At 64.4% G+C, this 10,094-nt stretch carries 9 protein-coding genes and 1 pseudogene; 7 read left to right on the top strand and 3 right to left on the bottom strand.

Annotated elements, in window-relative coordinates; translation table 11 throughout:
• Positions 1–52: 52 nt before the first annotated feature.
• Positions 53–274, bottom strand: a complete 222-nt coding sequence (locus A5758_RS14495; protein ID WP_067740982.1) for an MbtH family protein — start codon at positions 272–274, stop codon at positions 53–55.
• Positions 275–1,311: 1,037 nt separating this feature from the next.
• Between A5758_RS14495 and A5758_RS14490 the strand changes: the two genes are divergently transcribed.
• The 6 genes from A5758_RS14490 (at position 1,312) to A5758_RS14465 (ending at position 7,042) form a co-directional block, all read left to right on the top strand.
• Positions 1,312–2,070 (top strand): GAP family protein, encoded by a 759-nt coding sequence (locus tag A5758_RS14490; protein ID WP_231987320.1) that lies wholly within the window; start codon positions 1,312–1,314, stop codon positions 2,068–2,070.
• Between the two features lie 157 nt (positions 2,071–2,227).
• Positions 2,228–3,745: a CdaR family transcriptional regulator gene (locus A5758_RS14485; RefSeq protein WP_067740979.1), complete on the top strand. Its 1,518-nt coding sequence runs from the start codon at positions 2,228–2,230 to the stop codon at positions 3,743–3,745.
• 180 nt (positions 3,746–3,925) lie between these two features.
• Complete coding sequence (locus tag A5758_RS14480; protein WP_067740977.1) at positions 3,926–4,555, top strand: hypothetical protein; 630 nt, start codon at positions 3,926–3,928, stop codon at positions 4,553–4,555.
• 428 nt (positions 4,556–4,983) lie between these two features.
• The gene (locus A5758_RS14475) at positions 4,984–5,532 is read left to right on the top strand and encodes a GreA/GreB family elongation factor (RefSeq protein WP_067740974.1); all 549 of its coding nucleotides are present in this window, start codon (positions 4,984–4,986) and stop codon (positions 5,530–5,532) included.
• 17 nt (positions 5,533–5,549) lie between these two features.
• Entirely contained in the window at positions 5,550–6,017 is a 468-nt protein-coding gene (locus A5758_RS14470) for a GreA/GreB family elongation factor (RefSeq protein WP_067740971.1), read from the top strand.
• A 317-nt stretch (positions 6,018–6,334) separates the two neighbouring features.
• The gene (locus A5758_RS14465; protein WP_369816444.1) at positions 6,335–7,042 is read left to right on the top strand and encodes an ANTAR domain-containing protein; all 708 of its coding nucleotides are present in this window, start codon (positions 6,335–6,337) and stop codon (positions 7,040–7,042) included.
• 132 nt (positions 7,043–7,174) lie between these two features.
• Here A5758_RS14465 and A5758_RS14460 read toward each other — a convergent pair whose 3' ends face one another.
• Together A5758_RS14460 and A5758_RS26290 are read right to left on the bottom strand one after the other, a co-directional pair.
• Complete coding sequence (locus tag A5758_RS14460; RefSeq protein WP_067740968.1) at positions 7,175–8,686, bottom strand: wax ester/triacylglycerol synthase domain-containing protein; 1,512 nt, start codon at positions 8,684–8,686, stop codon at positions 7,175–7,177.
• A gap of 173 nt (positions 8,687–8,859) precedes the next feature.
• Positions 8,860–9,372, bottom strand: coding sequence for a DUF5994 family protein (locus tag A5758_RS26290; RefSeq protein ID WP_067740966.1), 513 nt, complete (start codon positions 9,370–9,372; stop codon positions 8,860–8,862).
• Between the two features lie 497 nt (positions 9,373–9,869).
• Here A5758_RS26290 and A5758_RS25805 point away from each other — a divergent pair.
• A pseudogene (locus A5758_RS25805) lies at positions 9,870–9,968 on the top strand (transglutaminase); the annotation flags it as partial.
• Positions 9,969–10,094 lie beyond the last annotated feature (126 nt).

Here is a 10,094-nt window from a genome sequence, read left to right as displayed (position 1 = left end):
TAAATCCCCCCGAAAGCCTTCCCGACTCCTTCATACCTAGACCGTCTATACATCACAAACCAGCAGCGGAGACCCTGTCTCGTATGCTCTTCGGACGAATGTCGGGCCAGTTCCGTTCGATGTAGTCGAGACAGACCGCGCGGTCGGCCTCCCCGTACACCACTCGCCAGCCGGCCGGGACGTCGGAGAAGACGGGCCAAAGGGAGTGTTGTTCCTCGTTATTGACCAATACGAAAAATTTGCCGCTGTCATCGTCGAACGGATTGAACTGCAACGGACGACCTCCTACATACGAGATGAAAAAATGCAGAAGCGCTGCGCGCGCAGCACTAGAAACGGTGCAGCGCTTCAGGATTGGCCGTTAGTTTCGACCAGTATGGCGACCTGCCCACCGGCACGATGCCAGCGCCAAGAAGCTTCGCGGAGATCCCCGTCGTGATGTGACCGTGATGGCTGCGGTTCTGGCCCCAGTTGTGTCCCCGACCCGAATCGCAATACCGTCCGCAGCGTCAACGGTAACCCGGGAACCGCACACGCCGCTCTGCGGGGGCTTCCGTCGGCGCACCAGCGAACCACTAACAGGCTGGCACTACGACTTTGGATGTCGCACTCCACGGCTCCGCATGTACCCGGCGGTAGGTGCGGTCAAACCTGTGAATCTCGTTCCTGCATAAGAGATTCGCAGCCCTGGATTGGTTCTCGTCACTCAGCAAAACAAACGTTTGTCCCGACACGCCATTCGCCCCTCTGGAGCCCAGGCGCCGCGCCGTGTCCGGCGCGCGATGGCCGCATCGCTCGCCGTTTGCTTACACCGACATACAACATTGTTGAAACGACCGCATGCGCTTTGCGGCAAGCGCCCCTTCGCAGAACCCAAGGACATCGGCGCTTGCTGTCGTCCGGCCCGCGCCGCGACTACCGCTGGCGTCGAACGTTGCTGCGCCGAGCGGAGCATGCCAAGGACAGTGCATTCATCTTGCGGCTGACGCGGCTGCGGACCTGGGTGCTGGCTATGCGTTGCCGCGGCGCCATCTCGCCGACGACTACGGCCGTGACCGCCCCGACGGACCTCCACGCATGCGTTTACGCCGCGTTGGCGGGGCGTTCATATTCACGGGAGGATGTTGTTCGAAGTTGTTGCAAAAAACCACAATTCGGGGCTTTGAGAGGGCTCGGCCGTCTGCAAGGTGTGAATTGATGCACAGGGCCACAATTCCTAGCGCCGGTGTTTAGACTCCCTCGGTCGCGGGTAGAGCTGCGCCAATGTGGGGGTCCGTGCTGGGGTAGGGAATTCTGGCGGCACTCAATCCCGTGCGTCTGGGCCTCGCACTCTTGATGATCTCCCGGCCGCGCCCCGGGCCGAATCTGCTTGCCTATTGGGTCGGCGGCCTCACCGTATGTGTGCCCGAGCTGCTCGCCCCGCTTATCCTGCTCAATTTCACGTCAACGTTCGGCTCCATCGGGCACGGTTCGGCCGGCCCTTCCGCGAGCTCGACGCTCCCACGAATCCAAATGGGGCTCGGCGTGCTCGGGTTGTCGATCGCCGCGCTGATGACCGTGCGCTTCTCGACGCGTCAGCGCGCGGAGGCGCGCGCATCGAGCGACGGGGCCTCGACACCCGCGCCGGCCTCCGATTCACCGATCGCCGTTCCACGATTCCTGAGCCGCGCACGGGATGTCTCGGCCGACGACAGTTCCGGAGTCCGGCGCCTGCTCCATCGCGCCCATCGCGCGTGGGAAAAAGGATCGCTGTGGGTCGCCTGGGTGATCGGGCTGGCATCGGTGCCCGTCGACGGGGTTCTCTTCATTCTCGCGATCATCGTGGCATCCCGGGCAGCGGTCACCACGCAGGTCAGCGCCTCGATCGCCTTCGTTCTGCTGATGTATGCCGTTGTCGAGATGATACTGGTGGGCTATGTGGCGGCACCGGCTCGAACCCAGGCCCTGCTGCGGCAGCTGCACGCGCGCCTATCACCGGCAGATCCTGGTGACCGTCTTCGCGGTGGTCGGCGTCACGCAGCTGGCCCAGGGCATGCACATCCTCTGAGCTGTCTGGTTACCGCTGCATGACGCGGTTCGCCCCACCCAGGGCCGCCGGTTGCCACATATGAAAGCGTCAAGTTTCGCGGTCTCGGGAGCGACGGATTGGGTAATCGCGTGCAGCTGCTGACCGCCGGACGATACAAAGGCATCAGCGTCTCATTTCTCAGTGGCGTTGGGAGCGCTCATGATCACTTTGGACCGCCTGGTCAACGTGCTGGGTGGTTATGGGGTGCGGCTGGTTTGGTCTTCGGTGCCAAGGTCCACTGAGCTGCGCAGCGTGGTCATTCACGAGGACGACCGCGTCGTCGTCGGCGACGTTCTGCTGGCAATCGGTGCCCGCTCGGTCAACGAAGGGATCCGCTGGGCGAGCTCGGCGCACGCAGTCGTGATGTTGACACGCGAGCATGCCGAGCCGATGACATTCGACGAGGACGCCGGGGTCGGCGCGGTGATGCTGATCGACGAGACGCTCTCGTGGAGCGAGGTGGCCGCGGTCATCTACGGGCTGGTGCTGGAGGGCCGCGAAACCGCGGCCGGTCGGGGCCCGACCGATCTGTTCGCGCTGGCCGATAGCCTGGCGGACGCGATCGGCAGTGCCGTTGTCATCCACGATCGGCTGTTGCGCGTGCTCGCCTATTCACGGCTACAGGAACACGCCGACCCGGCGCGGGTCGAGACCATCCTGGGCCGACAGACCCCGGACCGACTGCGCGCGCTGTTCGATGCCCGCGGCGTGTTTGCACATCTGGCGAGCTCAGAGGAGCCGCTTTTTGTCGAGGGCGATGCGGACTACGGCCTGACCGGACGCATGGTCGTGGCGGTGCGCTCCGGCCGAGAACCGATGGGGTCGGTGTGGGTGGCCTGCTCAGAGCCGCTGGACGAGCCGGCGCGCGGCGCGCTGGCTGAGGGTGCGCACACCGTCGCCCTGCACCTGCTGCGGTCACAAGCGAGCGCGGATCTCGAACGTCAGGTCGAGACTGAGCTGGTGATCCGGCTGCTGGAAGGCAGCGCTGATTCCGTCACGGCGGCAAGCAAGCTCGGTCTGCCACAGACCGGTTTGCGGGTGATCGCACTCCAGGCGTCCGTCGGCGCCGAACGCGATGCCGCCCTGCTGCTGGCGTTCGAGCGCGCCACCACCGGGTTCGGCTGGTCACGGCCGGGTCGGAGCGCCTTGGCAGGCAACACCATCTACACCGTGCTTCCTGCCGAGGATGCCTCGACGGCGCGCAGGTGGGTGACGGGCCTGAAAGCCGCCCTGCCCGAACAGGTGACTGTGTTGGCCGGCATCAGCGGGGCGGCCGAGGTGGCCGATCTCACCGCCGCGCGCCAGGAGGCCGACGAATGCCTGGCACTGCACGAGGCGTCGCCCGGACTATCTCTTCCCGCCTACGACGAATCGTGGGATGACATCCTGCTGCAGCGGTTACGCACCGCGGCGCGAGCCGGCCGGTCTCCGACCCGTGGACCGGTGGCCGAATTGGGCCGCCACGACCGCGCCAACGGAACCGACTATCTCGCCACCCTCCGGGCGTGGCTAGAGGCCCAGGGCGACCCGGCGGAAGCCGGTGAGCGTCTTGGAGTACACGAAAACACCGTGCGTTACCGACTCCGCAAGATGGCCGAAATCACCAATCTCCCATTGGATGACGCCAGAAAGCGGCTGGCCATGATGATCGAACTCGCGGCCACCGACATCTATTGATCGAACGCTGTCGAAATCCGACAACGCGCCGCGGCGCCATTGTCGGACTTCGGCAAGTCTTGCGGTGCCCATCCGCGACATCATCGAGGTAGAAAACACGGCCAGGTTTCGAGGATGGTGTCGCTGCCGCCTCCCTTGCGGATCCCTCAAACCCATGCCGATCCGTCGATAGGACACTCGATGACCACCCCGCGTCACGATCCTCAACCGCGGAGCGCCCATCCGCCGGACGATCACGCCGTGCTGGAGACGTTCACCGTGCCCTTGCCACGAAGGCTGTTCACTCGGCTGTTGGGTCGAAATCCACTGGTACGAGCAAGCGACCGCGTGGAGGCGCTGCTCGTGGTGTTGGCCGTCGCGGTGTCATTGTTCACCGTGCCGGTCGCCGCCACCGTCGGCACCGCGGTCCATGAGTCCCGAAGCCGCGTCTACGCCGAGCAGATCCAGACTCGCCGCCCGGTGACCGCGACGGTCGTCGGGGACAGCCACCCCCGTACGGACCTCGAAAGCCCAACGGTCAGGGCGCCCGCCCGATGGCCTGTTGCCGGGGCCGAACGCACGGGAGACGTCGTCGCACCGCTCGGGGTCAAAATCGGCGATGAGCTCGAGATTTGGGTCGATGACGAGGGTTCGCCGGTGAGTCGACCGAAAATGTCTGCCCGCGACGAGGCGGTCGCGGTCGCCGTGGCGATCTGGTGCGTTGTCAGCCTCTCGGTAGCGGGTTTGTTCGCCGTCGCCCGCGATGCCCTTGACCGAGCCCGTTACGCAAGATGGCAACACGACTTCAACAGCCTTGTCGAGCAACGGTGAGCAAGGGCGACACCACTCAATCGGGCTTGTTTGGCTCGCCACGGCGCGGCATGTTGTCGCTGCGGAACAATAGCCCGCTTCAGCCTTGTCCGTTTCGGGCAAGCGCCCCGGCGCCCGCGCGGGCCACCATGGGAATTGGTGGTTCGGAATGTGGCTGCGGAGGTGCGCAATGGGAATCGTCGAGCGTTTCGGCGGTGGCTCCCGGCCGGTTCAGGTTGGCGGACAACGCATCCGGGGATCAGCACACGGTCCGCTGACTGACCCGGCATTGGCCGTTTCTGATTCGCTGCCGCCGCGGCACCGCAGGATGACTCCGAGATCCAACCCCGACGAAGGCTTGCCCCTCTAGGGCTCCGCGTCGTCAGGGACGGCTGCCACGCATCGGCCCGCACCTGACGACACCCCTACTTAGGAAAGGAAATAACGCGATGATTAGTTTCGCACCTGTCTACATCACAGCACAGCACTACCGCCGATTGCAGGACGAGCTAAGCACGTTGCGCTCCCTGCGCAGCATCGAAGTTCCGGACGACTCTATGGATTACGGCGGGAACCGCGGCGCACGCCCTGCGGAACGGCAAAAGCGCATCCGCGAGATCGAGGATCTGCTGGCTACCGCGGCCGTCCGCGACGATCCCGCGGGTGAGAGGGTCGCGGGGCCAGGCATGGTGCTGACCATTCGCTACGACGCGAGCGGTGAAACGGAGACGCTGCTACTCGGTCGGCAGGGCACCGAAGACGCCGAGTTCACGGTCTACTCGATGGCCTCGCCGCTGGGCCGGTGCATCGCCGGTGCTCGTCCCGGCGAACAACGCATCTACGCAATCCCCCATGACAGGGGGCGGCTCGTGACTTTGCTCAAGGCCGTGCCCTACCGGCCGCCCTCACCAAACCCTCAGGGCCGCAACGATGGCAGATGTCAAACGCCCGGGGCCGGCGTCATGGACCGGCGACCGTCGACCACCATTGCCGCCTGAGGAAGGGAGACCAAAACATGACCAGCGTGCAACCTACGTGGCTTTCACCGCAGGCGCACGTGCGGCTCCAGCAAGAACTGGCCACCCTGCGGGAGTTGTGTGACGCCAACGCCGTTGGTGACGCTACCGATGAATACTCCGCTGCCGTCCAGCGCGCACGGCGACTGCGGATTCAACGGATTCACGACCTGTTGGTCAACGCCGTCATCGGCGAGGATCCGCCCGACGACGGGATCGCCGAGCCCGGCATGGTTTTGACGGTCCGCTACGACGACACCGGTGACATCGAAACCTTCCTACTGGCCGCGCGCGGCGCCGAGTACGGCGACGTGGAGGTCTACTCGGTCAATTCCCCGCTGGGTTCTGCCATTGCCGGCGCGCGCCCCGGCGACCAGCGGACCTATCTGCTGCCCAGCGGTGCGGGCCTCACCGTCACCCTCCTGGGCGCGGTGCCGTACGGCATTCACCTCGCCGCCACCAACTGACGCGGGGACGCAACCTGCCATGCCTTGCGCTTTGAGCCCGAAGACGGTCGACCCGACATGCTGTTCGAGCTAATCGACCCGTTGGCGATGATGTTCGTTCTCTTGGCGGTGCTTTTTCTCATCATGGCCGTCGGCTACGGGCGAATGTGACCCGCCTATTGCCCTCGCCGCCAGCCGTCGGCTGACAGGATTCGAACCTGCGACTATGTGACCGCCAGTCGACTGCGCGCTGTGATTTGTCGGGTTATACCGCCGCACGAACGGGTAGTGGGATGTCAGTGGACAGTCAACGCCGGTTCGACGTGATCGCCCGCGAGATGGATCGAAGCTCGTCGGGTGGCTCGTTCCTGCTCCTGGATTGCGATCTGCGGATTCGGGCGGCAAGCGTCGCATATGAGCAAGTCACTTTGCGCGGACACGGCGAGCTGCCTGGTCAGCTCCTCTTCGAGGCGTTTCCCGACAATCCCAACGATCCACAAGCGAACGGCACGGCGAACCTCGCGGCGTCCTTGGAGACGGTGATGCGCACCCGGCACACGCATGACATGCGGATACAACGCTACGACGTCCCCGACCCTGACGCACCGGGCCATTTCGTGCCGAAGGTGTGGAGCCCGACGAACACTCCCCTGGTCGACCACGGCGAGTTGGTGGGCGTGGCGCACCGCGTCGAAGAGGTCTCGGAAAGCAAGCAGCTGCTCGCAGCGATGGTGCGCGCGGCCGATCAAGGTGGCGCCTGGACGCCGGCCGGAGTGCTTCACACGCTCGAGGCAATCAATGCGGTAGAAAGCGCCCGGCTCGATGAACGCCTGCAGGCCCTGCTCGCTGAGAACAAGCAACTGCGGCGGGCCATCGAAACCCGAGACACGATCGGCCAAGCCAAAGGCATGCTGATGGAGCGATTCGACATCGACGCGGCCGGCGCTTTCGAACTGCTGGTGAAGCTCTCGCAAAACACCAATGCCCGCCTCGAGCAGATCGCCCTCAAGCTGGTCGAGATAGACCATCCCCCGTTATCAAGCTGAGCATCTCCTCTCGACATCGGCGCAGCTGACGCATGTCCACATCGACCCGTCGTCCATCAGGCATCGATCTCGGCCCCACAGCCATCAGCGGAGCCCAGTCGCACCGACAGCAGCCGGACTTGGTTGGACCTGTCAGTACGTGCTGTCGCGCGAACGATTCGCGGGGTGTGACGCCATCTCCGTGACGACGGAACGGCCTTGCCCGCGAGGAGATTCCTGCGCGGCCGCCACAAGGACATCGACAGCGTCTACGATTCCGGTAGCGATGTCATCGACCCCAGGCACGTTGTCGGGGCACACACACACGCTCACATCCACGTCCTCACCACGGGTGGTCAGCGCGATGTTCAACCCACTTTCCTCCGACAGTGGCGCCACGGTATGCACGCCGACGACCTTGGCCCCGGCGCAGTAGGCCGGTACCGGCTCGAAGGCAATATAAGAGACGCTGCCGTGATAGATCGGTTTGAGCCGGTGCCGCAAGCCCGATCGCGTGTAGAGCTGCATACCCAGATTGGCTACAGCCGGCGGGATGAGCGACGCTATGGCATCCAAATCGTCTGTAAAGGGGCGGCTTTCGCTCCTATGACTCCGAATGACGTTCAGTCTTTCGGTGGCCGTGTGGAGGTTGGCGAGGACCTGTACAGGGTCGTCCAGATGCACCGGAATGCGAAGACTCCCGATGGTCAGCGCCTTGCCCATTTTCGGGGCATCGGTGGCCGGCAGCTCGAATGGCATCCGCATCAGCAGTGGATCGCCAGGCACCTCGTCGCGCCGCTGTAGCCAGGCGCGCAATGACAGTGTGCAGGCAGCCAGAACAACGTTGGTGATGCTGCCCCCGAACGCGGTGCTGACCGTCGTCAGGTCTGCCAGCGGGATCGAGGCGAAGGCCACCGCGCGCCGCTTCGTCAGGGGCGCGTTGAGGACGGTGTGCGGCACCGGCCCGCTCGTCGGCGACTCCGCCTGGGCCATCGGATCCCGTCTAGTGGTGCCGAACAGCCTCCCACTGACGGCCTGCAGCGCATGAGACACGGCCTCGGCGATCAGCCATCCGCCGGTGACGTGATTCTCGAGGATCTCGGTCACCAAATCGGTAACGAGCTCGCCCACCGAAGGTGCCGAGCCCAGGGTCGGCTCGGCCGGCAGGCTTCGGGCCGAATCGGTGCGAGGCCCGCGAGTAAGCAACCGCGGCCACAGGGACGCGGCCCCCGCGACCCCGTCACTGAGTGCGGCTGACGTCTTTACCGCCAACGCCCACTTGCCGTCCGCCAGACCTTCGATACTCCACGCTTCCCACAGCCGGTCACGCCTACTCGGGCGCCGGGCAGTTAAATCCGCTACGAGATCGGCGAGTTCGCGTCGCCCACCGGGCGGGCAAACCCTTGCGCAATGAATTTGGGGGAAAGGGTCGTAGTCGTCGATCTCAGCCCACACAGGCTGCCCCACACCCAACGGCTTGGCCACCAGTCGGCTGCGAAAGCGCGCCAGTTGCGGCAGCGATGCGGCCACAAGTTGATGCAGCTTCTCGTGGCTGAGCTTGTTCGACGCATCATCGATGACCGCCAGCGTGAGGGTGTGCGCAGGCGTCTTCGAACTCTGTGTGTGCATTGACAGCGCGTCGGTCCCCGCCAATCGCGTCACCATCGGTGCACCATTCCCTTCGCCACTAGTCCTCGCGAGCAGTGCCCAATCGCACTGGGCGACAGAGCGTTTACTACGCTCGGCTAAGTTGCTCTTTCAGTTCCTGGAGTTGGATCTCGAGTTCAACGGCGTGTGCGACGGCGCTGGCCGCCGGGAGCCTGCCCGACGTCCGGACGTTAGGCCCCGCACTGTGACCCCCAGCGCTCCCTCGCGGCGTCCCTCGTGGTGCGGCTTTCCCGTTCCTTGCCGCTGATCATGAGCAGGGTGTCAACGCCTGATGCGTTGCCCGGCGCTGCAGCCGCCACCACAATCGCGTGTGCGTGGTCTGGTTGGACACAGAACGGAACAACCAGCAAGACCATCGTATTGCCTTGGACGCCAGAAACTTCGACGGTATTAGGAGGCTGACCCCGATCCGCGTCAAGGTGGATCACGCGACCACCGCTCCGAACTTCGGCGCCCGCGACTCCCCAGTCAGTCTGGTTGAACTTCACACAACTGACCGCGCCCAGGCGAATTGACAAAGACGCGATCAGACCTGGCAACTCCTCCGTCAAGTTGTCGCTGTGCGGCCACCATGCGCCGTCCACATACCCGCTGCTGTGTCCCGTGGTCTTCAACCGAAACCGCGGTGTGCGGATACCCCGCGTGTCCCACGTCGAGCTGATGCGCGCTTCTCCTGGTGTCATCGGGACGCTCCCGTCTGGACCGCGATACCGGCCAATGATTTGAATCGACGCCCACCTGAACCAGAACGATCACAAACGGAATACCGATGATGCGTTTCTCACCCTACGCCGAACTGACCGGGAACAACGAGAGCTAGCAACCATGGCGTCGACCCCGGCGGCGCACACCACGAGCCGGAGCACGGATCGAGCCACACCCACGGGATCGCGAATTCTCGCTGACTGGGCGCCAAGACCGGCGGTACCCACTGATCACCGACTATTCGGAGCGTTGTGCTGCGCTTGTTCACACAGCGAAGTTTCGACGGCGGCCGGCCTGGTGCTGACTGCTTAACACCACAGTTGCGCACCAACGGCCATCTAGCAGCGAACCCTGAACGCAACCTGCCCAATTCACCGCTGTCTCTCAGGGTATGCCATATGCGGCAATGCCAGAAGACTTGGACGTCGACCGCTGCGCCGGCACCCCACCTCGCCTGGCGAATCGGGAGATATGGCACGAAGGCGCGATCACACTCAATCAGCTGCTGGTGACCGCGGTCGTCGAGGGCGAGTTGCCCACGGATTCGATCGACCAACTTGTTTCGATCCGCTGAGAACGGGCCCGATCGGCTGATCACACAACCGTCTTGGTGTGGTCAGTTCTGGACCGCCGGAGTAGGGTGCGAGTTGTCGGCGATACTTCGGACCTGACTATTCAAAGTCATCTCGTCGCCGATTCG

This window comes from Mycobacterium sp. 852014-50255_SCH5639931 (assembly GCF_001665605.1).
GTDB lineage: Bacteria > Actinomycetota > Actinomycetes > Mycobacteriales > Mycobacteriaceae > Mycobacterium > Mycobacterium paraffinicum.
The sequence above is the reverse complement of the archived record's forward strand: the minus strand, read 5'-3'. Positions and strand labels throughout refer to the sequence as shown.

Bases quoted from the DNA above. Each gene is read 5' to 3' on its own strand.
- A5758_RS14460 (WP_067740968.1), bottom strand. From the start codon at position 8,686: ATGGTGACGCGATTGGCGGGGACCGACGCGCTGTCAATGCACACACAG.
- A5758_RS14485 (WP_067740979.1), top strand. From the start codon at position 2,228: ATGATCACTTTGGACCGCCTGGTCAACGTGCTGGGTGGTTATGGGGTG.
- A5758_RS14465 (WP_369816444.1), top strand. From the start codon at position 6,335: ATGGATCGAAGCTCGTCGGGTGGCTCGTTCCTGCTCCTGGATTGCGAT.
- A5758_RS14480 (WP_067740977.1), top strand. From the start codon at position 3,926: ATGACCACCCCGCGTCACGATCCTCAACCGCGGAGCGCCCATCCGCCG.
- A5758_RS14475 (WP_067740974.1), top strand. From the start codon at position 4,984: ATGATTAGTTTCGCACCTGTCTACATCACAGCACAGCACTACCGCCGA.
- A5758_RS26290 (WP_067740966.1), bottom strand. From the start codon at position 9,372: ATGACACCAGGAGAAGCGCGCATCAGCTCGACGTGGGACACGCGGGGT.
- A5758_RS14470 (WP_067740971.1), top strand. From the start codon at position 5,550: ATGACCAGCGTGCAACCTACGTGGCTTTCACCGCAGGCGCACGTGCGG.